We start from the raw sequence: 21,225 nt of genomic DNA on the forward strand, positions 1-21,225 counted from the left end.
CAAAAGCTTGTCCGAAGTGCCGCACCGCTGGCACTCACGCAACCTGTTCCAGCTGCCGGAGGTCGAGAAAGGTCGCCGTCACTACTGCCGAAGGAACACCACTATGTGCAGCTTGTATTGAGGAGAAGGTTCATCCGTGCCCGGATTGTCAGTGCACGGTAAAAGGTGCTGGCGCCGCACGCTGCGAGGACTGCTCCATCAAGGCAAGGTTGCGTAAGAGGGTGAGCTTGAATGCGGGCATGCTCGAGCGCCCTTGGCTGGCCGAACTCTATCGTGCCTATGGGGAGTGGCTGCTGTCCAGGAGCGTTGCAACCGCAGCATTGCCTGAAAGGGCGGCAGTCGCGGCCGTGTTCTTCCGCAAGATTGACTTGGACGATGACGTTCGCCAGCCTCTCATAGCGAGCGATCTGCTGCGCATATTCGATAGCGGAGAGTTGCGTAAGCACCTGAATGCACAGCGCTTCATCTGCGAGCACTACGGTATTGAGATTGACCAATCCGCTCGAAGCCAGGGTCGTGATCTGGCCCGCATTGAGCGTGGATTGAAGGAGGCAGCAGGCAAGCCTTGGGAGTCATTGTTGCGGCAGTACAGACAAGCTCTTGCAGGAAAGCCGGCGCGAACCACAGCTCAGTACCTGTCTGTCGCACAGGCCTTTTGCGTGGACGGGCAGATCTCTGGCCCCTTCAGCCAGGCTGAACTCGTGGCGTACTTATCCAAGGTGCCTGGTGCACGGGCGACGTTGAGTACCTGGGTTAGTTTCGTGCGCACTCACTACGGATGGCAGGTATCCATGCCACCCAAACACCCCGCCAGGGTGAGGATTAAGCATGATGCGCTGAAGCTGAGTGATCTTCTCCAGCATGTTACCGATCCCAGTGGAGCTTCCAATGCGGATCTGGTGGAAGTCCTGCGTTTGGTCTATCAGTTCGATTCAGCGCATTTGAAGCGACACATTATTTCTGTGGACTCGGAAGGCAATATCCAGACTAGGGACGGTGCAATCAAAGTGCGGCCAGAGATGAAGGGTGTCGTCTTGGAGTGGGCCAAGCGCAATATTTGAGTGGAACAGGCCTAGGCTTAGTAGCGTGGGCGTTCCATGCAGCCCCCCCGGTCGCTGCGCGCGGGAGGCGTGCTTACCTGGCGGGGGCAAGGCGGAACCCATGGGTCATGGTGTGCCCTGACGGTCTGCCGAAGCGCGGTGGTTGCCGTTTCAGTTGCTGACCAGCGAGGTGTGATTCAAGTGCTCCCAAGGCATTTGAGATCGAGCCGTGCTGTTCTGCACCAGCAGGCTCACGGCAAAAGCGTACCAGTAGGCTCACGGGGGATGCGTACCAGTAGGCTCACGCGATAGACAGCCCTGTTGCGAAGGCGCAAGGTGGTTGCACGCGCCGTCACGAGGTAGTGCCATGAAGCCGACCATCTTGGCCTTGGACCTTGAAGGAACGCTCATCTCCAATGCCATCAGCCAGATTCCTAGGCCTGGGCTATACCAATTTCTGGAAGAGGCGCGCTTGTGCTTCGATCAGCTTGTGGTCTTTACAACGGTCCCGGAAGAGCGCTTTAGAACCATTGCAGCTCTACTGGTTTCCGAAGATCGCGCACCGGCGTGGTTTGCGAACCTGCGGTACGTGGAATGGTCTGGCAAGACGAAGGATCTCAGGTTCGTTTCGCCGGACTGTGGGAGAGCCTTGTTGCTGGATGACCACGGCGCATATGTCCATCCAGGGCAGGAAGATATGTGGGTTGAGATTCCGCTCTTCGGCTCTCCCTATCTAAGCAATGACGATGGACTAGCACTGGCATTGGGGCGATTGCGTGCTCGGATCGGTGTGGCGGGTGTCCGAACCGGCCCAGCGGATTCTGCTTGATGCTGCAGCCCAGCGCGAAGATCGTTCCGCGGAGTGGTTCACTGCCTCCGATGTAAGTGCTGGCCTTGCGGCGCTGTCAGGCGACGAAAAGCTGTCGGTAAGCCAGCTGCATCACGAAGGTCGGCTGTTGGGGGTGTAAGTCCGTCATCCGGCCCCCTGCTATCGCGATCCGACCTGGCAGTTCGACCGTGATGTTCGGCCCTTGGAACTCTTGGCCGAGATCCTGATCGCATTACGCGACTTTGGCCCTTTCCAACGCGAGTCCAATGGTCTGAATCGAAGTCCTGGATGGGGAGCGGTGGAGTGGTTTCTGTCGCCGCACGCGTTGCTGGATTTTGCCCGGCTGGCCGACGCGCTTGCCAGCGACCCGGCCCGCGTTCTGCGAGCGGCCTGCATCGAGTTCAAGCAGGATCTCTGGGCAGGCAGGTAGTGAACAGTCTTGCCGGCGTGCCTGCCGGCTGCTGGAGAGTGAGCCTTGGTTTAGATTGGAGTGTTACGTGACTGACGAACGCTCACTGCTGTTGATGACCGCGGCTAACAAGAAGTCCTCCGGAGGCCCCTGGCTAAGTCGTTCAACTCATTGCTGGGCCAAGGTGGGGGCATGTCTATTGCATTGGTTCCGCTTGCGTGTATGACGCCCGTTGCGCCGTAGAACTTCCCGTTTCCGGCTGGTGTCAAGCTCACCCTGATTGAAGCTAACCGCACTTATCCACAGAATTTTCCATGGCGCGGCCCAATTGTTTAGGTAAAGTGACGACATATCTAAAGGGCTGAGCATTGTGGGACTTACCTACCACCCTAAACCTGGCGAGATCTTCATGTGCGAGTTCCCGTCGGAGTACATGCATGGGGAGATGATCAAGAAGCGTCCGGTCATTGTTGTGAACAACAAGATTGACACCCGGCCGACGCTTGTGAACATCGTGCCGATCAGCATGACCGCCCCCAACACTGTTTGCGCCCATCACGTAGACATCAACCGTATGTATCTACCGAAGGGCTTGCGCGACCAGCCGGGGGCTCGGTGGGCAAAGTGCGACATGGTCTACACCATGTCCATTGAGCGTCTGGAGTTGGTACGCGCTCACAGAGGGCAGAACGGTAAGCGCGTAGTCGACAAGGGGACACTGCCGCCCGCTGTTTTGTTGGCTGTTCGCATTGCCGCGGCTAAGTGCCTGGGCGTCCATGCAGGATCTTTCACAAAAGTGAATGGATCGATGGGTATGCCTGTGTCGGCGGGGCAGGAATTGGCGGCAGTGCCTGTTGAGGGGATGCCTGAATTGGCAGCTAACACGGGACCGATTCCCGACAGGGATGAGCAAGCAATTGCTTGACACCCACGTAGCGGTACCGTAACTTTGCGCCTGTCGGGAACAATCGACTCTCAAGACTGCATGTGATTCCTCGGTACCGAGCGTACCTTAGGCGCTAGCTGCAGCAGGCGGGATGGGCAATGACACGTCCTCCGTAAGCCTTAGAATTTGCCCTCGGTAGCTTGCTACCGGGGGCTTTGTCTTTTCGGGGATGACGTACCTGACGATGCACGCCCGCCTGCGCGCAAAGGTGTACATAGTTGGCCAATGTGCCGTAGATCTAGCATTTCGGGGATGGGCTGAGCCGAGGACGTTCTTCTGATCACTGATCCGAGCGGTCCCCAAGTCGCCTCTACAGTTGCACATTCGACCAGAAATGCACGTGCGACTAGCCGAGACCAAGCCCTTCGACTTCCAAGTGCTGGCGAACCGCCGCCAAGTCCGCGAGGCGGCCGCTGCACATGAGATGCAGAGCACTGTCACCTTTGAACAGCATCCCCCTGTTTGGGCGTCGGACCCAGCTGTCCGCTTGCTGCGGATTGCTAAAGATCGTGTGCAGCAACTGATAGATCCCAACCAGGTAACTCACTCGCTTCAACGTCTCGCGCCAACGGTCGCCACCTTCCTCTGCCGCCACAGCGGTGAAGGCGGTCGATACGGGTTGGCCTAGGAGCGCAGACTGCTCCAGAGCTGTCAGTGACCAGGAGTCAGCGATCTGCGTGAACGACCTCAGGGCTGGTCCTGCAAGCCTCGGGTCTTCACTCGAGAAGGATTCGTTCATGAGGCCATGCTCTCGCGGAACACGCTCGATGCTACGCCCAACTGCAGCTATATGCCGAACTAGCGCCGGTTAGGGCAATGAGAGCCGGTCTGAAAGCACCGACCAACAAGATAGAGGTTCCTGGGATTCACTTGGACGCGATGAACTGCTCCAGAGAGGTGGGAGGCCTCCGTTTCCTACCGACAGCTTCGTATTGCTTGCAGGCGGCATGTGAGGTTGATGGTGCCGGATCGGACGAGGCGAAGGTTGAGCCGATCAGCCTGCGCGGCTACGTGATCGCTTCGCCTTCAGCATGGCCATCGGGCTGACTAGCGGGGATGGGGCGACGTGGTTGAGTTGGTGATCCAAACCCAGTGCCTTGAGCACGCTAACTAGCGTGTGCAAGGTTGATCCTTGACCACTTTCGAGCTGCACCAAGGCACGCCGGGAGATGCCCGCCTTGTCAGCCAAAGAAGCTTGCGAGACGTTTGCGGCGAGTCGACGTGCTTTGACTCGTTGGCCCAGCGCCTCAACGATCTCGCCAGGGGACTGGATTGGCATCGGCTCCATTTGCGCGTAAATCTGCTCGTTAAGGGCAATTATGCTAACAATGCGCACAAATGCGCGCATCCAAGTGAGGGCGCAAGGGCAGCCAAGTCGCTTGTCTTGGATCAAGTGTAGTACGCATTGAGATGCACAGTCGGCAGGTAACGGCCCCGGTCTACCCAGGGGAAGGGTTGTGCTCCACACGTTGCGATACCCCCCCTGTTGCTTCATTGGGCGGGAGTGGAAGGTCGCACGGATCGTGTCGGTCACCAGCAGTGACTGTGGCAGTAGCACTACTACCTGATCGGCCATGGAGATCGATGTCCTTTCGTAGGGCGCCATGATCGCGCCGTTGCATGTCTTGGGGCCCTACAGCTACACGCCCGGTCTGGTACAAGCGCAGGATTTAGGCAGTGGAGGGATGTAGGACGAGTGGACGCGCTTTAGGGTCGGCTTGTTCCCTCAACATCTGCAGTGACGCCGTTAAAGAAAGCGATCAACGGCCCCATGCTCCACGCCTTCTTGGCCGAAGCAATCGTCTCCTCAGTTGCCCCTGCTGTCTTGGGTGTCTTTTTGGCGAGGCATTCGACCCCATGGCTTTGCCCCTCATCTAGTGTCGCCGGTGGCTCTGCGGGTACTACCGTTTGCAGATCATCTGCTTTGACCAGGCTGTCGTCCTGCTTTTCCATGTAGTGGGGGTGGCAGTGGCATACCTTCCCCTTCATCCGGAAATGCTTGGAAAGCGACACGCCCTTGGCGCTGCAAATGATGTCCAAGCCGTCCTTAACGGCCCTGCGGATGTCTCCAGTCTCGTGAATCACCAATGCAGACGTGTAGCTCTCTGCCTCTCTGGTTTCGATCTCGAACCAGATCCCAGTCTTTCCATTGGGTAGGTCCACGCGCAGCACAAGAGCAGCACGCTCCAATGCCTTATAGGGAGAGCCTCCCGACACGACGTACTGCCAACACCGTGTGGGCCAATAGGGCTCGTCTGATTGCCCCATGTCATGGGTCTCCAGCGCCAAGCGCTGCGCCTCGCTTAGAAAGTTCCAGCATTCACGACCTCCCACCATGACGCGCTCTTCATGGGTGGAGGGGTCGATTGGCGCCGCATTACTGATGTGCCCTTCCGCCTTTAGCGCCGCCATGGCCTCGATCAGCGCCGCGAACAACGGGTATGGAGCGCGCTTCTCAAGCTCACCCTCATGAGCACTTTGCGACTCCCCGCGTCCGTTCGCGTTTCCGCTCGATCCTTGTGGGCTTGGCTGCTCATAGTTGCGCTTCCTCTGGCCGGACCGAGTCGTGCTCTTGTCCTTGATCAGTGGGAAGCTTTCTGGCCGTGGGATGATCAGGAAGTTGGACGAGGGAAGCTTGAATCCAGGCTTCCTGGTGGAAGCATCGTGGTTGTCCACGTTGGGCATGTTTCCAGGGCGCTTCTTGTTCTTTGGCTTGCTCGGCCACGTCTGCGGAACGTCAACGACCTCCTTCTCCAAGCCGGGATCATTGTTATTGACCAGAATATGGCCAATAGGAGGCAGCCCCTGCGGGAAGTTGAGGCAGTGAATCGCGCGCACCAGAAAGACTTTGCCCCGAAAGCTACCGTCGCGCCGAGGGGCCAGGAAGTAGCCAGACACAGTGCCAGTGTAAGGCCCCCTAGCTGGATCCAGTGGCAAGCGAGCATTCGTGTACCAATGAGCGTCGGCACCGCCAGTGACCTGGACTCGCTCCATTGCCAGGGTCATCGGGTTGCTCAGGCGGTTTGCCTCAGCTTTAGCATAGTCATCGAAGTACAGAAGCGCGGTCTGATGGGCGTCGTCTTCGCTCATGCCCAAGGCCAGTACGATGTGCCAAGCACCAGTCTCTAGGTTCACTCCCGTCTTGTTGCCCGCAAAGTCTCCTTTGAATACGGCTTCCGAGTCGACGTCACTCCACTGTCCCTGAGTGAAGAGATTGGCCATCTTGGTGCTGAAGCCGTAGTACGTCCGGTAGATGACTACGCGCGGAATGACGAACTCAACATGGTTTCCCGGGTTGGGATCGCTGTCATCCCTAACTACCAGGAACTCGCTATGAAGACGGGCACCCCCGGATAGATAAAGCTGCTCTTCAGTGAGCGTGACTACAGGATGGCCCCTCTTTGTGCGGCCAACCTCGGTGCAGGCATGAACTGCGCGGCTGGCTGCAGACTCGCTATCGTAGCCATGGAGGTCTGAGGCCTCAGCCTTCTGCAACGCGCTATTGAGTGACAGATCCACCGCCGGCAGGGATCCAACGTAGGCACCCTGTCTGAAAACGAGGCCAATTAGCACTGATGGGATCGCGCCGACCAAGATCGTTGTGATGATGGTCTCCGGATTGCGGCGACCGAACAGGTGGGCCACCTTCGAGGGGCTGAGCTCAGAAGGCTCTTCAGTCCATTCCGCGGGGATCGGCGCCAATTCACACTGGACAGAGGCCGAGGTGGTTCCCAGGTGTGGCTTAACGAAGCCATCGATGTGACGGATGAACCAGTTTCGATCATCAGCAGGATAGAGCGTGAAGTCGGTCATTCAAGAGCATCAGGGAGTGCGGCTCCTTTGGTAGCGGCACCGTGTCTCTCAAATTTAGACCGAGTCCTGCGGCCACGAAGCACCGAGATCATGAGGCACAGACCACTAGGAACGCGGACGTCGCCTGAGGACAATCGTCGACCATGGCCGCAGGTCCGCAACTGGGCAAAGGATGACCCTTGTCATTCTTTGGATGTAAGGAAACTCCCGACGATCGGGCTCAACCATTGGCGAAATGGCCAAGCCCTGACGAGCGTGTCACTCCTGTAGTCAACCACCCGAGCTCTGCCTCCACGGCGCGGGAGTGCAGTTTGGCGTTTGAAGGCCGGAGCGTCCTCTCCGTGTACAGCGTGCGGATTTCCGGGTAAATCAGATCGCACTTTGAGGTCACTGGTGTGCCACGTACTCCTTGCGGGCAGTCTCGATCACCTCTCATGTGCCTTGAAATTCTGGCCGCAGCACTCTGAGGCAGGGACGGAAGGGGACGTTGTGTCAGGTCAGGCAGCCCGAATCGCCACGCGAACGCTCGACATTCTCTTGGACGTCAGGCAGGGTCGGACTGTGTCAATGCATACGCGAAGCGACTAGAAAGTGACTACCGTTGATGCATACATCCAGGAAGACACTTACCGGGCCTGTACCTCCCGTGGGGGCTCAACTGAGATGCGGCGCGGCATCTCAATGGTTGGGAAGGAGCTCGGAGTCCAGGTTGCTCAATCTTGGATGAGGGAACTGGCATGGCTCCTCCGGTAGAACGCTGTTCTTGGTGAGCTTGCTACTTGTACATCCAAGTTGCGTTGTAGAAGCTAATTCTGTTGCTGTGTTCTCCCGCGTGGAAGGGCTCCCTATCCGGGTTGAATGAGCCTGACACTGAAAAGTAGCTACATTCAACGCCAAACCGCGCTCTCACAAGCTCGGCCAGACGCGCCGTCATATCCTGACGCTGACGCAGATCCCTGTCAGTCGAGAACTTCGGCAGACTGGCGAGATATCTGCCATTTCTTGAGACCTTGACTCGACCGCTGGCCACGAGCAGCCTTGATAGATCCGATATGCCATCATGGAGCCACAGCCAGCATCCTCCCTGCTCTCCTGGCTCCAGATCTGGGGCCGATTCTTCGACTTGCTGCTGGAGCTGGTCGAATTCCTCTTTGACGCGGGCGGCTTCGTCAGGATCGAACTTGAAGTATTGATTGATATCGATCTTCGCCGCGTCAACCGCAGCCTGAAGTTCATCGTGATCACGAAGGTCAGCTGCATCGTGAAGCTCATCTGAAACAATAATGAAATCGAAGGACCACTCGCGTGCCTGGCCGGACAGGACCAATGCAACCATGTCGCTGATGATGAGATTGGCGTGTGCGCGCGTCTTGACGATTGCACCCATGCCGACAATGTTCTCTTCGTAGACGTTCAACCCGGGGATGTCGTACCAGGTCCTCACGGAGTCATCGGTGGCGAGATAGTCAGGAACTCTACAAGGCCAGCGCCACTCTCTTTCGTGCGTCCAGTCCACGCTGGAGCCGTCAGTGACATATCGGTACTGCTCAGCGAATGGCAGAGCCTCCGAAGGTAGTAGTCGCGGTGACCAAGCGTTGCTCTTGGGCAGAATCGAAAGCTCTCGGCTGAGGCCGTAGATTACTGGGCGTGCGCCTAACGATCTCATTCTCGACTTGGGGAAGACCAGGGCGACCTCACCCATTGCTTCACCGCGGGCGTGGCGCGTACGACTGGCCTCAATGAAGGCTGCGATGGGCATTTCCGTCATACACACGGCCGGGTGCGGGCCATATATCGTGCGAATGCCATTTCTGAAAGACCATGTGGCCCACAGGCGACCGTTGCGCAGGACTGACCTCAGCATCAGGATGGCTGGGATCGACTGTCCTTCAATGATCGTGGGCCAGCCCATGTGCTCCGGCAAGACAATGGCGTTGGAGCTTTCCATGTCGATGTCGCGGAAGAAGTGGATCAAGTAGTTGGATAGGTCAAAACGAATGTTGTTCTTCAATGTGTAGTCCCAATCATCCTTGTTGATCGTCAGCACAGGTTTCCTCGCGCCTGAAAACTGTTCTAGACATCCAGCACCGGTGCTCTCCATGCGGACCAGGGGGGGCATCTGGCAGAAGCTTTCGAGGCGCTACCCCGACTGACAGATGCGCTCCACGCTGGCGTATAGGGTCTTCAGAGCAGTGGTTCTCAGTTGCCACAATGCTGATGTCGAGGCCGTGACTGGTCGTTGCGTCGGGCCAGTACCGCGGGCGCTCAGAAGTCTCCCTCCTTCTTCTCCAAGGCCCCCTCGAGCTGCTCTGCGTAAGCATTGATGCGGGCGCCGAACTCGCTGAGCATCTGCTCTGTGACATCAACCTGATCGCCCTCGTTGGTCATTCCGTTTCTATGCACGATGTCGTGCCGGATCCTTACATCGGCGGAGAAGGACTTGAACTCTGGAACGGGAACGTCAAGGCCTATCTGCAGCAGTGGCCTAACGTCCGACCAGCGATGCCATGGCAGGCGTTGCATGTATCCCTTGATGTTCTCCTTACCCTTCTCAATGAAGGCTCGAGCTTCTTTGCCCTTCAAGTCTTTGTTGGCAAATTCTGGAAGACGATCAAGAATTCGGCCGCTGGAGTCGAGGTCGGCCTCCAGCCAATAGACCATGGTTTCCCATAGATAGGTCTCAAAGGCAGAGAACAAGTGGGAGAATGCCAGCCTGTTGAGGAGCGCTTTGGTTGCGGCATCGCCGCTAAGGGTCTGCAGCTTCTGCCCCTCCAGCAACGCCTTCGTCAATCGATCCCGGGGGGCGGACCTCTCAGAGGGCTGGATGACATCGTAGTCCTCGTCGTACTCATAGGGATTGCCCCATCGTAGCGGTGCCCAGGCATCGCCGACTTCGGTGTGCAGTTGGCCAATCACAGCCTCAATCACCTTGTCGGCGGCTACTCCTCCAAACTTGTCCCAGAGGATGTCAGAAGGATCGAATGGTCCACCGTGGACAAAGAAGTACCCACCCTCTCGCCCATCGTAGGGGGTCTCGTATGCAGGATCGCAGTATCGGCTGTACCACCATGCAGCAACTGCAGTTTGTTGATCCGCGGGGGCCGCACGCTCGAGCCAGAACTTGGCCGGTTCAAATGGCGCTCCTTCAGGCTCGCAGTGAGCCTCAGGAGGCAGGTTGGATACATCTGACCAGGGCCTATCGAAAGCCATCGCCTTGGCTATTCCCATGTTCTACATCTCCTTGGTGGTGTACAGCCTGCCAGCGTTCTGATTCAGTCTTTCAGACAGGTCTGCGGACGTTGGGCGCCATTCCAACGGGTGCTGGGGAAGGGCCGGTTGCTGCTCGAACCGCGTGCTGTGCCGACATCCCTGAGATGCAAGAACGGGCCCAATGGGCCCGTTCTCGAATACCAAGTTGCCCAAAGACCAGTTAGCCGGAAACAGCGATGATCTCGCCAGCGGTCTTGTCAACAATCACCGTCTGGCGACGCTTCGAGCCAGCATCAAAGTCGTCATCGACTTCAATCACAGCGAAATCTATGACGTGGCGGGTCGTGTTGTAAGGGGCGCCATCAGCTTCAGCGAATGCTTGCTGGATGAACTGAGGTGAGCTCCACTTGGCGATCATTGCTTCGGCTTTGACAGCCTTTCGAGCCCCGGCCGACTGGGCAGGCGAAATGACATCGGTATCAACGATGTGCGCATTTGGGATCTTGCTTCTAATGATGTCTTGCACCACGGGATCGATTCCGCTCATGGTTCCTCCTACCATCCTAGGCCGAGCAAGCAAAATTGGTGGAAATGCTTCATGTCCAGAATCTGCAACCGGGTCTCGCCTGAGTGAGCTCTCAGTTGCACGGTCATCGCCTTTTTTGCTTCAAAGAGCGCTTTGGAAGGGGGGCTGCCGCTACTGACACTATGCCAGAAGCTTCTGTGAATTCCGCCGCCGCCTACATCATAGGGCGGCAGGGTGGGTGAATAGTGAACACCCGTACAGCCAACGTACGCAAGTGCCCCCTGATTCAGGCAAGCCAAGGCAATGGAGTTGCTGGCCGTTCTTGGGGTTACCTGGCCGCCAGAGTACCCTCGGGCGATCTCCTGGACCGGCAGGGCTCCCCAGCAGCACCCTGTGAAGACCACCGCTCCTGGGTTCAGCTTAAGATCGCTGATCTGGAGCGCTTCCACGGGCTTCCTGTGGTCTGTCTCTCCCCAAAAACGGCTGGCATCGTCACGATGGCCATGGAGCATGAAATAGAGGTAGTCGCCCGAGGAGGGTGAACGATCTGCGACCGAGTACGGGGAGGACGGATGAGAATGGCCCTGTCCCGGGATTAATTTGAAGACTTCTTTGGCGAAAGGGCGTTTGAGGTTGTAGACCCCATGGCGCCGCCCACTGTCGGACTTGGGTGCGGGGGACGCCGCCAGCGCGGCCAAGAGTAGTTCGGCTGATTTTCCGTCAGGTATACGACTTACCGGCTTCTCCGGCAGCCCATCGTCATCGACGTCGCCATAGAAATTGTCGGTCCATACCGTGAAGTGATCGGCATCCTTTAGCCTCTCCTCTTCCGAGAGCCCCGCAGGGTATACATCCACGGCGGCTGCGGGGATTACGTCATAGCCTCCGAGAATCACAACACCCTCAAGCCTTGGATCGGCGTTGAAGGCATCTCTGGTCTTGGCCGCTGCCAAATCTGGGTCAATTGCCAGGTAGCTACTTACGTCCAGAACCGTATGCCCCCTAGTGGCTAGTTCTGCCAGGGCCTTATCGACGCATGCCTGGCCTACATTTCGGCTGAGTGCCGTGGAGTGGGTCAGGAAGAGGAGCTTGGGCAGGGACCGTCCACCTGCGAGTTGAAACGCAGCCGGTGAGATGTCGGCTTGGGCAGCGGGGAGGGATGGTTCGATCTTGATCTGGATCGAAATGTTCAGCCCTGCAGCTGGGCTGTAGGGCACTCGGATCTCGATCGGGCCGGGTGTGCCCGTTGTAACGGGAACAGGGGTAATGGTGGGGGCTGGGGCCTCTTGTGACGGCGGCATCGGATAGGGCGGCAGGGTTGGCGGGGCGGGACTCCTGGCTGGTTCGATGGACTCAGCGCCTTGCCCTTCCGGCGAAGAACGGTCGTTGAGCTCGCCACGTTCGACATTGATGTCGGCTCTCCCGTCATCAAAGAAAAATGCAACCTTGCCGTTGGTGTCAGTGCGCCCCAGCACGACATCCTCGGAGTGATCGGTAAGAGCTTGCAAGAACTTCGCGCTGGGATGATGTCGGCTGTCTGAGCCGGTGCATAGTCCAAAGTTCAGCGCCCCCTTGCCCAGGTCGCCAAGAACACCCGGTCCGATAGAGTTGTGGCTGCCATGGTGACCAGCCTTGATGAAGCTGAATGGCTTCAGACGACTCCGTCGGGTGAGTTCAGCTCTGATCGCGGCAACTTCGTCCTTGATTGCTTGGCCAGGAACATCGGGGCGCTCCAGTTGGGAGTCACCCATGAACAGGAATGAGTGATCGCCATCATCGAAGGCGATAACCGAGCTCTGCATGTTCACAACCGGACCGAACAGGCCGTCTGGTTGGAGATTCTCGCGCCAGGCGTCCATCATGTTCTGATACAGCCAGCGCGTTTTGGTCCCGTCTGCAAGGACAGCGTCGGCTTCAGCCAGGAAGTCACGACCCGCGGCTTCGAGGAAATGGGCGCAAGCCGCCATGCCGGCCGGACTTGGTCCGATAACCGACATACCAACATCGCTAAAGGCAGCCTCAAGCGCGCCAAGGTTGTCTTCGCCATGAAGCACAACATGAGTTCCGTCACCGCGTAGCTTCTCGATCATCCCGCGATAGCGTCGTTGCAGGCTACTGGCGTCGGCGAGTGCCTCCTCAAAGGAGGCGCTGTCTGTGTAGTGACAGTATTCCTCCCGCAGGATCGCATACACACGCGCCCCCTCCGTGCTGATGTCTGCGTCAGCAGGCTCTATGTCAGGCCATGCAAGATCCGGGGCTGTAAGCAATGCCCAGCTGGCCTTGAGCGATTCATCTACTAGCTCGGGAAGGCATCCGATGTGGTCTGCATGCGTGTGCGATACGACCAGCAAGTCCAGATGAATCGCGTCATCATCGGCCAACCCCATGATCTCTCTGATCTGGGCGGGGATGGACTTGTGGGAAATGGACCCATGAATGTCCGCACGATGCCCACCATCGATAAGAATCCATTTGTCGGCGATCTTGCAAAGAATGCAGTCGCCATACTGCGAGCTACCGACATCCAGTAGATGGACTTGTGAACGTGCCATTCAATTGACTTCCCTATCTTCGCTGTCTTACGGGGATCGACCTGTGCGTCGTGCGCGTGTACGACCAGCAACCCGTAGGTCAGACAACTGGACTGATCGGCTCACAAGATCCTGGCGAAGATCATCAAAAACAGGTGCATCACCCTTGATGTCCTCGATTGTCAGGATGGCCACGAACTGGATGCCGTACTCCGGCGTCTCGCCCGCGGCCCGTTCCAGGGACTCAACCTGTAGTCGCCATTCGGAGGATTCGCCAACGCCGGAAGGGCTGTCGAACTCGTAGACCTTGACCGGCCCCCACTTCATCTGATGGCGCCGTTGGACAGACTCAAAGGCCTTGCCATTCTGCCCTCTAAGGGCGTCAGGGAGGGCGATAGAAAACTTTCCGCCCTTGCTCTTGCCGTTGAGGTCGAGCTGATTGAGGTGCGCATCGAGCTGAGTCCGCGCAAACTCGTCACCATCGCCGCCGTTGACGGCCGGCCGGGAGACAAGAGTCAATCGACCGCGGCCACGACACTTCCCCTTTTTGACGAGCGACTTGGGCCATGCGAACTTGAAATCCATGCGCTGGCCCTTGAGGATCGACGTCTCAAAGATCAGCGTGATACTCGAATCCTTGCCTGCGATGGCGGGTTCAGCAGCAAGCGGAACGCCAAAGCCGATGAGGTCCTTGGCCTGATCGGAGAGCGGAGCCTTTGAGTACAGATCGGGAATCTGCGAGTGATGAATGACAAGGCCCATCATCAACTCGCGCGAGATGTTTCCCTCAACCAGCTGGCAGTAGCGCGCCATGGTTTTGGCCACCAGCGGCGCGGCGAAGCTGGTTCCGCTGACATCTTTGACGATACCGCCTTGTGCGATCGATTGCAGGCCGCTTGGAGATCCCGAGCATCCTCCAAAGTGAGCGACGTCCGGCTTGAGTCCCCCAAACCTGGACGGCCCACGGCGTGAGTAAGACGCTAGTGCCCCAGGTACTTTTCCGGAAACGCGCGGCGGATTGATAGCCGAGACGGAGATGTTGGCGAGAGAGTCGGCCGGGGCACGAATTGCTTCGTCGACCGTGAGGCGCTGTGCCAAGACACTCAGGGCTCTGACACTGTCGGCAGGCCACTCGGTGCGACTACCACCGGAAGGCAAGTTGCCCGCGGAGATCACGAACACTACATCGTGTTTCCATGCAATGCGGTCTAGCCATTCCGTCTCGTAGCAGTAGTCGGACTCGCTACTTGATGGCACTGAAAGGTTCAGACTGAAGTTGAACACCCGTGCGTTGTGTGCCCTCTTGGCAGCCAGAACTGCGCCTTCAACCTTTCGGAAGAAGTTCGCACTGTTCTCGTAATAAACACCAAACATGCCGCCTTGTTCAGACGGAATCAGGCAGATGTCAATGATCGAGCAGCCGTCCGGCTCGGGGCAGACCTCAGCACCGTTAAGCTGCTGGCCCATCACAAGCAAACCCGCGATTTCGGTGCCGTGCCGACGATCAATATCTGATGGCATCAGAAAACGGTCGCTTTGCTCAACCCAAGCGTTCAGGCTGGGGCAGATGCCACCGTCAATTACTCCAACTACCGGGTAGCTGGCACCTGAAGTTGGTGCAAGGATCGCAGGCGGAAGAGTTGGCAAGGATGGCAGAAGCGGTGGAGGTGGAGGTGGACTCCCAGGTCCAACGCTATTGGTAATGCGCGCAGGCACATGAATCGAGCGGACAATCGCGCAATGAGATAGGAGATCGACGACCTTAGGGAGACGCTCGATCCAACGCTTAGCCGACGCGCCAGTCGACTTCTTGCTGCCTTTGACGAGCAAGACGTCCTGCCGGAACGGATTGCCTCGTGGGTCTGCGTCAAGCTCGGTCGTGTACCCCAAATCTCGCAGGGCATCTTGAAGGCGATTGAACTCGGTGTGCAGCAAATCGCTGCCTTCATGGCCTTGGAATCGGAAAAGTCGTACCACCAAGCTCAATGGCGTGCCAGATCCACGGAACCAGTTGGCCATATCTGATAGTGGGAGGGAAAGCCGTCGCTCTGAATCCCAGAGAACAACATTCTCGACCACGCCAACGTCGCAACGCAGTTGGCTTGGGTTGGGAACTTCGACTCTGCGATTTGTCTTGGGATCGACCTTCTGCTTCATTGGCACGGTGTCATCCGCCTCGCCGATGCGCGATGCCAGTGAAAGCAAAGACGTGGGGGTGACTTGAATCAGCACCTCTGCCTGTCTGGCCGTCCCCATAGAGGGAAGCTGACCGGGATCAAACAACTGCTTGGGCCTGTTGCTCTTGGCTAGAGCAACAGGCTTCAATTCGACAGCCGCTACAGCAATCGAGGAGCGCTCAAAGGCACCCTTGGAGGAAGCCAGGCTTCGTACCTGGCGAACGAGACGATCCCTGTGTTCCTGGAAGTCATCATCTTTCCCGGCAAAGACGTCCTTCTTGGAGCCCCCTGCCGGTTTCCTGAATTCCTTTACGTAACTACCCGCGTCCAAAACTACCTGTACTGGCGATGCCATTTCCTTCCCCCTGTTCCATCAGCCGTCCAACCACCTCTTGATCGTGCTTCGGGACTTCCCGAAGATCACCGAGAGGGACTGTATGTCTCCATCCGCGTCAGGGGCCGCAGCCAAAGCTCTAGCCACCTGAGCGTCGGTCAGGGACAGAATCCGCTTCTGTTCCTGACTGATTCGATCATTGTGCATATCGGCCGCGATTCTGCAAAGTTCAACTAAAGTCAAATCCCTGTCTATGACAACTTTGAGCCGCTTATAAGAATCGACAAAAGATTGAATGTCCGCACCGGACATTTCGGTGGTCAGCCAAGCTAGGAAACGTTCTTCTGGTGCCGGAAGAACGAACGGCGGCAGGTAGCGCTTCAAGATCGCAGCTCGGCCCTCCAAGGATGGCTTGGGCATCCGGATCTGAATCTGGAATCTGCGCCAGACCGCGGGATCGAGCAATTGCTCATGGTTGGTTATGCCGATCGTCACTCCCACCTCGCGTCTCAGGTCCAGGCGCTGGAGGATTGTGTTGACCACGCGTTTGATCTCACCCATCTCATGTGGGTCGTCGCGTAGCTTGGCAACGGCATCGAACTCATCAAGAAGCAAGACGCACTGGTAGCGCTCTGCAAAATCAAAGAGGTTGCCGATATTTCGAGAGGTGGTTCCAAGGAACGAGGAGATCATCCCATCCAATCGGGCAAGCACCACCGGCATCCCAAGTTGCTGGGAGATCCACAACGCAAGATGGGTCTTGCCAGTGCCTGGTTCACCATAGATCAGGGCGCTTCGAGTGGGCAGAACGCCTACTTCCAGCAAGGCATCGGATAAATGCCATTCTTTAACAAAGTTGTCCGCCAAGAGCTGGAGCTCTTTGGTGAGCACCGGTCCGGATGTGGGCAGGTCGTCTGGCCAGATGATGTCTGCCAGCGGAGCAGAGGTCTCCTTGTCCAATGGGGGCCTTACCGCTTTGCCTAGGACTTCCCCTTGAAGATTGGCTCGCGAGCGGACGAGCCGGCGCGGAGCGCCCGATACACCCTTGGCGGCGTTGTCGAACAACTTCTGCAGATCGCGGGCCTGGTCTACGTCGCCGGACTGATTGAAGTAGTCGAGCAGGCGGCGGACCTGATGCTTCGGTATTTCTTCGCCGGTCTGCACCGCGGCCCGGCAGACGTCCAGTACATATTCAAATTGCTCATCAAGGACGCGTTTACTGTTCTTCGCGGCCATAGCCATTCCTCCATCAATTGGTCAATTTTGATCTAATTTCGATTCATTTGCCACGCTGTATGAGCCTAACTGACCATCTGATGGACGAAAGTTGGCAATTTTTGGGCTGCGGCTGGGGTTGGTCATGGTCTCCCAGGCCCGTGTCATGGGATGAGACTGCATTCATTTGAGATGCCGCGCTCAGGAAAAACCATGAAAAACAAGGGCGTAGCTTCACCGTGGCTGCCGACGGAGCTCATGTTCACGTTCTGCATGGCGGCGACGTACCGCGCGCCATGGGCAGTGGCAGCTACTTAGGGGCATTTTCCAGGCCTGGCTGCCGGCGGCGGTGCTCGCTTCTAGCGTTCAGTCGATGACGGGCGTTGCGGCTACGGCTGTTGTCGGCATGTCCGCGAACATTGCGGTGATCATCAGTTGGACGTATGGCAGGGAACCGCCAAGCGCGTGCGCTGATCGGGCTATGCGCTCACACTGGCCAGCAAGTTGCTCAGATCCCCGTTTGGGCGACGGTGGCGTGGAAGGGCGTGCGCCTCAAACGCAGCCCTGGAGACAAGATCGAGAGACGCGATGCTCCCTCGCGTTGGGATCGTTTCGGAAGCATCAGCGCCGATCACCAACTGGCAGAGGACTCTTCGCGAACATGGGTGATGGCACGGGAGCTCGTTCCCTTCAGCCGAACACCGGGCGGAACGCGTGACGCTCGCAACTGGCAAGGGGCTTGGCCACTAATACCGCAACAAGGCGATATGCTGTCAGCGCTACTCATCTTGTAGCTGAATAGTTACATCCATCCGCTTACATGAGGTTGACCATGGGAACCCTGCTGGACGCAATCAAGGACGCTATCGAAGAGGAAGTGCGAAACGGCGAATGGAAGGGGGTCAAGATTGACAGCGGTGAAGGAGCGCTGATCAATATTGAGATCGACGAGTCTGAGATTGATCGCGACGAATCGGACTTTGAGAACGATCGGTACGTCGTGAAAGCGAAGGGCGACGGTACGATCTTCAGTATCGAAGACGAGAGTGAGCAGCAGGAAGTCACTGGTGTGGTCGTCACCGCGACTGTTGAGGTCACTGTCAAGCCAAAAAATGGTGGCGCAACCGAGATCGAGATCGTTGTTGAATCTGTCGGTGTCGACTTGGATGACTGAAGACCTCCTTTGATCAAAAGATAGGGGGCTCGAAGCCCCCTATCTCTCCGAAATGGAGTCTGCACCGTCGGCGGTCTCAGGTCTTTAGATGTATCTCCGGCCCACTCCGTCGCCGTCTGTCGGTAAGTGTCAGCCCTGCTCTGACTGCGATGCGAGACGCTCGATCTGGAGAGCTGGCCGTCACATCCTGGCTCAGATGGACGGCAGCCTCTTCAGGGACTTGTGGCCACCTAAACGTAGAGACCCTGGTGCGCTCGCCATTGGTGCTCGGACTCGTCACCTGACGCCGTCGTCGCTGCGATCGGTACGGCGCTGGGGCCCTTAGGGACCAACGTCAATTACGTTCGACTTCTTGCGGAAGTATTGTCCGCAGAAGGATTCCACGACGCTTACGCGGATCGGCCTCTGGCACTGCTACCGCGATACGAACGAAGGGCCGCGCCGATCGCCTCCTAATGGGTTTCACTGTGTTGTTCAATAGCCCGTATTGAACCAATCACTGCTATAGCGGTCGGCTGCAGACTAGATCAGGGACTCGACTTTGGTCGTAGGCAAATTCCTGGGGCTAAAAATCGCCCGGAGCTTGCCGATATCGATTTCTCGATAAGCCACTGAAGGAAGGATTCCCATGGACGAAAGGCCGACCGTAGAACTCTACAACTTTGACCACGGATTTGATCAGCCTGGGGCGCATAGGTTTGGCCCATACGAGTTTCACATCACACAAGCAGACGTTGAAGCGCAGTCGCAACTGACGCGTCACGGACGTACGGTGTTCACCTACGATGAAAATCATCGTCCCGTCGTGGTCAAAACTGATGCCGTACCAGGCGCGATAGTCAAGACCGCCACCGTGAGTCTTGTAGGAAATCTATCGCACGCGCCTAATCTGCTTGAGACTGGCGCCGATGACGGCGGCTTTGGTGATCTCGCCCTACTGTTGTCCTTCCTAACCGGTAGGCAGGTTCTCACACCTGGCATGATAACGGGGACCGAGTCGAGTCACTATGGTGAACGCGTTGTTGGAGGAAACTACTTCCTCTGTAACGGGACCACATGGCCACAGATTGACCAAATTGCGGCGCAGGGGCTGACGCCTGCCCTGTGGGCCATGGTCAATTCAAAGAGGGTGCGAGACCTGATTGGACAGATGCTGTACGCAAGTTCTGCTTTCGATGCGATCAGTACGCGCTGGGCAAAGACCGGCATACCAAAGAGGTCTTCAGAAGCCAAGAAGCGGATCAGCGAGGTCAGTAGGAGTATTGAGGCAGTTCTTGAGGAGTCTTTCGTTGATCGCGAACTGATCTCGTACAAGAACAAGATCTCCAGCATCTTTGAAGTTTCAGCTGTACACAAAACAACAGAGTTCCTAGCCTCGATTGGCCTCGTTGACCTTAAGAATGACGAGGCGAAGAAGCGCGTCGTGCACATCAACCGCGTGCGAAACATGGTCGTTCACGAGGCGAACATACCATCGGACTTGCACACTGATCGGAATCGAGGCATGGAGATCGCAGTTCTCATTACGGTCATTACGCAGGAGATCACTTGTTTGAGGCTCGCTGACGTGGCGGGGGTAAGCGATCATCAGGTGGAGAGGTCCAGAGCTGAACTTCGATCATTCTTCGACAGTGGTGTCTTTAGAGAGCAGCGGGTCTTCGACGAAACGTTTGAGCAGTTCTCCGCCCGCCTGGAAGACGAGTGGACGACGCCACAGGTTGTTGGGGCGGAGCAGTAAGTTATCTCACAGGCCGCTCCCAAGTCGTTTCTTGCGCAGCGCAGGGAATGGGGTGATGGTCAATTAGGCTGAATCGCGAAACACAATTCTAAGGAAAGAGAGGGGGAAGTTGTGGCAACGTTTTACTACGACGAGTCGAACAATCATCGCAAGCTGTGGATAGACCCAGAGCGGCGAGCCTATAACATCGATAAAGATACGCAGCGAAAGGTCCCGGTAGGTCGAAACTTCGTGCTTGGTGGTGTGGTGCACTACAACGCGACATCTTCTGCGGACTTTCCGGCGCTGATCGATTCACTCAACCTAGATAAGAGCGTCAAAGAAGTTAAGTTCAATAGCATTGCCAAGGGCGACTTTGACTCATGCCTGAAGTCCGAGCGAATTGGCCCCTTGCTGCGGTGGTTGATAAGCTCAGATCTGCATCTGCACTTCTTCAACATAAACCTTGAATACTGGGCGTTCATCGACATTGTGGACGACTGCCTAATTTGGTGCCATGAGAGTGGGGCGAACTTCCAGTTGCGCTCTCTAGATGAGCCCAACCAGTTCAAAGATACGCTGTATCGAGTTATCAGAATGGATCGAGCCTCATTCTTGGACTTGGCTCATTCCTTCGGCTACCCGGATCTGGAAGGAAAGACCGCTTCATTCATTGACGCGCTTGCCGAGCGGGTCAGTTCCCTCCTCATTTCGCCGGATCATGAGGAGGAGCTAGAGGAGGTTGGTCTCAGGCCGGCAGTTGAACGGCTCTTGGAATTGCTGGATGCGAGTCGCGGCATCGATGAGATGATCTTCGTTCAGGCGACGGGAGAGGATGGCGAGGAGGCTATGCTGATCGACGCATTCACTCCATTCTATGATTACACCGTGAGCACCAGACGCCAGGACAATGTTGTCATGGATATGGAAACGAACGTGAAGGAGATCTTTGACAAGAGCCCAGGGCGATCGGATGACCCTGTCCGCTTTCGATTTGTTGACTCGAAAGAAGAGCCGCTAGTACAGGTCTCTGACATGATCACTGGGCTAGTAGCTCGCTGTCTACAATTTGTGGACGATCACGATCATCAGTATTTGGCCGAGTGGTACGGAAAGCTCAATAAGTGGCAGCTGGAGAATCTGTCACTGCTGAAGCAACTGATCGACAAGTCGGATGACCTTGACCCGACGCTACTGCACCGCGTCGTTGCCGACGGGGAGAAGAGCAAGTTCATGCTCATTCTCTATCCCGAGCACTTCCACTCTCAGTCATGACTGCTTTGTAGGCCAGTGAATGTGGAGGC

Annotated in this window: 16 protein-coding genes; 7 read left to right on the forward strand and 9 right to left on the reverse strand. The window is 57.0% G+C overall.

Annotated features, from left to right (window positions below; translation table 11 throughout):
- The first annotated feature begins 239 nt into the window (after nucleotides 1-239).
- The 4 genes from AC5P7S_RS00845 to AC5P7S_RS00860 all read left to right on the forward strand — a co-directional run bounded on the left by AC5P7S_RS00845 (nucleotide 240) and on the right by AC5P7S_RS00860 (nucleotide 3,203).
- Nucleotides 240-1,061, forward strand: coding sequence for a hypothetical protein (locus tag AC5P7S_RS00845; protein WP_457894605.1), 822 nt, complete (start codon nucleotides 240-242; stop codon nucleotides 1,059-1,061).
- A gap of 346 nt (nucleotides 1,062-1,407) precedes the next feature.
- Nucleotides 1,408-1,869, forward strand: a complete 462-nt coding sequence (locus AC5P7S_RS00850; protein WP_457894604.1) for an NIF family HAD-type phosphatase — start codon at nucleotides 1,408-1,410, stop codon at nucleotides 1,867-1,869.
- A gap of 211 nt (nucleotides 1,870-2,080) precedes the next feature.
- Nucleotides 2,081-2,299: a hypothetical protein gene (locus AC5P7S_RS00855; RefSeq protein WP_457894603.1), complete on the forward strand. Its 219-nt coding sequence runs from the start codon at nucleotides 2,081-2,083 to the stop codon at nucleotides 2,297-2,299.
- A gap of 349 nt (nucleotides 2,300-2,648) precedes the next feature.
- On the forward strand, nucleotides 2,649-3,203 hold the full coding sequence (locus tag AC5P7S_RS00860; RefSeq protein WP_457894602.1) for a type II toxin-antitoxin system PemK/MazF family toxin: 555 nt from the start codon (nucleotides 2,649-2,651) through the stop codon (nucleotides 3,201-3,203).
- Nucleotides 3,204-3,570: 367 nt separating this feature from the next.
- Here the strand turns inward: AC5P7S_RS00860 and AC5P7S_RS00865 are convergent, their stop codons facing one another.
- The 9 genes from AC5P7S_RS00865 to AC5P7S_RS00905 form a co-directional block, all read right to left on the reverse strand.
- Nucleotides 3,571-3,963, reverse strand: a complete 393-nt coding sequence (locus AC5P7S_RS00865; protein WP_457894601.1) for an antitoxin Xre/MbcA/ParS toxin-binding domain-containing protein — start codon at nucleotides 3,961-3,963, stop codon at nucleotides 3,571-3,573.
- Between the two features lie 255 nt (nucleotides 3,964-4,218).
- Complete coding sequence (locus tag AC5P7S_RS00870; RefSeq protein ID WP_495213584.1) at nucleotides 4,219-4,830, reverse strand: helix-turn-helix domain-containing protein; 612 nt, start codon at nucleotides 4,828-4,830, stop codon at nucleotides 4,219-4,221.
- 101 nt (nucleotides 4,831-4,931) lie between these two features.
- Nucleotides 4,932-7,037, reverse strand: coding sequence for a hypothetical protein (locus AC5P7S_RS00875; RefSeq protein ID WP_495213586.1), 2,106 nt, complete (start codon nucleotides 7,035-7,037; stop codon nucleotides 4,932-4,934).
- A 775-nt stretch (nucleotides 7,038-7,812) separates the two neighbouring features.
- Nucleotides 7,813-9,084 (reverse strand): DUF4427 domain-containing protein, encoded by a 1,272-nt coding sequence (locus AC5P7S_RS00880; RefSeq protein WP_457894598.1) that lies wholly within the window; start codon nucleotides 9,082-9,084, stop codon nucleotides 7,813-7,815.
- Nucleotides 9,085-9,302: 218 nt separating this feature from the next.
- A complete protein-coding gene (locus tag AC5P7S_RS00885) occupies nucleotides 9,303-10,265 on the reverse strand; it encodes a hypothetical protein (RefSeq protein WP_495213587.1) in 963 nt (320 codons plus the stop codon).
- A 202-nt stretch (nucleotides 10,266-10,467) separates the two neighbouring features.
- Nucleotides 10,468-10,794 (reverse strand): hypothetical protein, encoded by a 327-nt coding sequence (locus AC5P7S_RS00890; protein ID WP_457894596.1) that lies wholly within the window; start codon nucleotides 10,792-10,794, stop codon nucleotides 10,468-10,470.
- Nucleotides 10,795-10,802: 8 nt separating this feature from the next.
- Entirely contained in the window at nucleotides 10,803-13,325 is a 2,523-nt protein-coding gene (locus AC5P7S_RS00895) for an MBL fold metallo-hydrolase (protein WP_457894595.1), read from the reverse strand.
- Nucleotides 13,326-13,352: 27 nt separating this feature from the next.
- The gene (locus AC5P7S_RS00900) at nucleotides 13,353-15,836 is read right to left on the reverse strand and encodes a S8 family serine peptidase (protein ID WP_457894594.1); all 2,484 of its coding nucleotides are present in this window, start codon (nucleotides 15,834-15,836) and stop codon (nucleotides 13,353-13,355) included.
- 18 nt (nucleotides 15,837-15,854) lie between these two features.
- Nucleotides 15,855-17,051, reverse strand: a complete 1,197-nt coding sequence (locus AC5P7S_RS00905; RefSeq protein WP_457894593.1) for an AAA family ATPase — start codon at nucleotides 17,049-17,051, stop codon at nucleotides 15,855-15,857.
- Between the two features lie 811 nt (nucleotides 17,052-17,862).
- Here AC5P7S_RS00905 and AC5P7S_RS00910 point away from each other — a divergent pair.
- The 3 genes from AC5P7S_RS00910 to AC5P7S_RS00920 all read left to right on the forward strand — a co-directional run bounded on the left by AC5P7S_RS00910 (nucleotide 17,863) and on the right by AC5P7S_RS00920 (nucleotide 21,196).
- Nucleotides 17,863-18,204, forward strand: a complete 342-nt coding sequence (locus AC5P7S_RS00910; protein WP_457894592.1) for a hypothetical protein — start codon at nucleotides 17,863-17,865, stop codon at nucleotides 18,202-18,204.
- Between the two features lie 628 nt (nucleotides 18,205-18,832).
- Nucleotides 18,833-19,942 (forward strand): hypothetical protein, encoded by a 1,110-nt coding sequence (locus AC5P7S_RS00915; protein ID WP_457894591.1) that lies wholly within the window; start codon nucleotides 18,833-18,835, stop codon nucleotides 19,940-19,942.
- Nucleotides 19,943-20,053: 111 nt separating this feature from the next.
- Nucleotides 20,054-21,196: a DUF3800 domain-containing protein gene (locus AC5P7S_RS00920; protein WP_495213588.1), complete on the forward strand. Its 1,143-nt coding sequence runs from the start codon at nucleotides 20,054-20,056 to the stop codon at nucleotides 21,194-21,196.
- Nucleotides 21,197-21,225 lie beyond the last annotated feature (29 nt).

This window comes from Stenotrophomonas sp. YJH_SMC_32 (assembly GCF_059369975.1).

What these genes read in the sequence shown, in the direction of transcription:
- AC5P7S_RS00845 (WP_457894605.1), top strand. Translation starts at nt 240, where the DNA reads ATGCTCGAGCGCCCTTGGCTGGCCGAACTCTATCGTGCCTATGGGGAG.
- AC5P7S_RS00850 (WP_457894604.1), top strand. Translation starts at nt 1,408, where the DNA reads ATGAAGCCGACCATCTTGGCCTTGGACCTTGAAGGAACGCTCATCTCC.
- AC5P7S_RS00865 (WP_457894601.1), bottom strand. Translation starts at nt 3,963, where the DNA reads ATGAACGAATCCTTCTCGAGTGAAGACCCGAGGCTTGCAGGACCAGCC.
- AC5P7S_RS00870 (WP_495213584.1), bottom strand. Translation starts at nt 4,830, where the DNA reads ATGGCGCCCTACGAAAGGACATCGATCTCCATGGCCGATCAGGTAGTA.
- AC5P7S_RS00875 (WP_495213586.1), bottom strand. Translation starts at nt 7,037, where the DNA reads ATGACCGACTTCACGCTCTATCCTGCTGATGATCGAAACTGGTTCATC.
- AC5P7S_RS00885 (WP_495213587.1), bottom strand. Translation starts at nt 10,265, where the DNA reads ATGGGAATAGCCAAGGCGATGGCTTTCGATAGGCCCTGGTCAGATGTA.
- AC5P7S_RS00890 (WP_457894596.1), bottom strand. Translation starts at nt 10,794, where the DNA reads ATGAGCGGAATCGATCCCGTGGTGCAAGACATCATTAGAAGCAAGATC.
- AC5P7S_RS00895 (WP_457894595.1), bottom strand. Translation starts at nt 13,325, where the DNA reads ATGGCACGTTCACAAGTCCATCTACTGGATGTCGGTAGCTCGCAGTAT.
- AC5P7S_RS00900 (WP_457894594.1), bottom strand. Translation starts at nt 15,836, where the DNA reads ATGGCATCGCCAGTACAGGTAGTTTTGGACGCGGGTAGTTACGTAAAG.
- AC5P7S_RS00905 (WP_457894593.1), bottom strand. Translation starts at nt 17,051, where the DNA reads ATGGCCGCGAAGAACAGTAAACGCGTCCTTGATGAGCAATTTGAATAT.
- AC5P7S_RS00910 (WP_457894592.1), top strand. Translation starts at nt 17,863, where the DNA reads ATGGGAACCCTGCTGGACGCAATCAAGGACGCTATCGAAGAGGAAGTG.
- AC5P7S_RS00915 (WP_457894591.1), top strand. Translation starts at nt 18,833, where the DNA reads ATGGACGAAAGGCCGACCGTAGAACTCTACAACTTTGACCACGGATTT.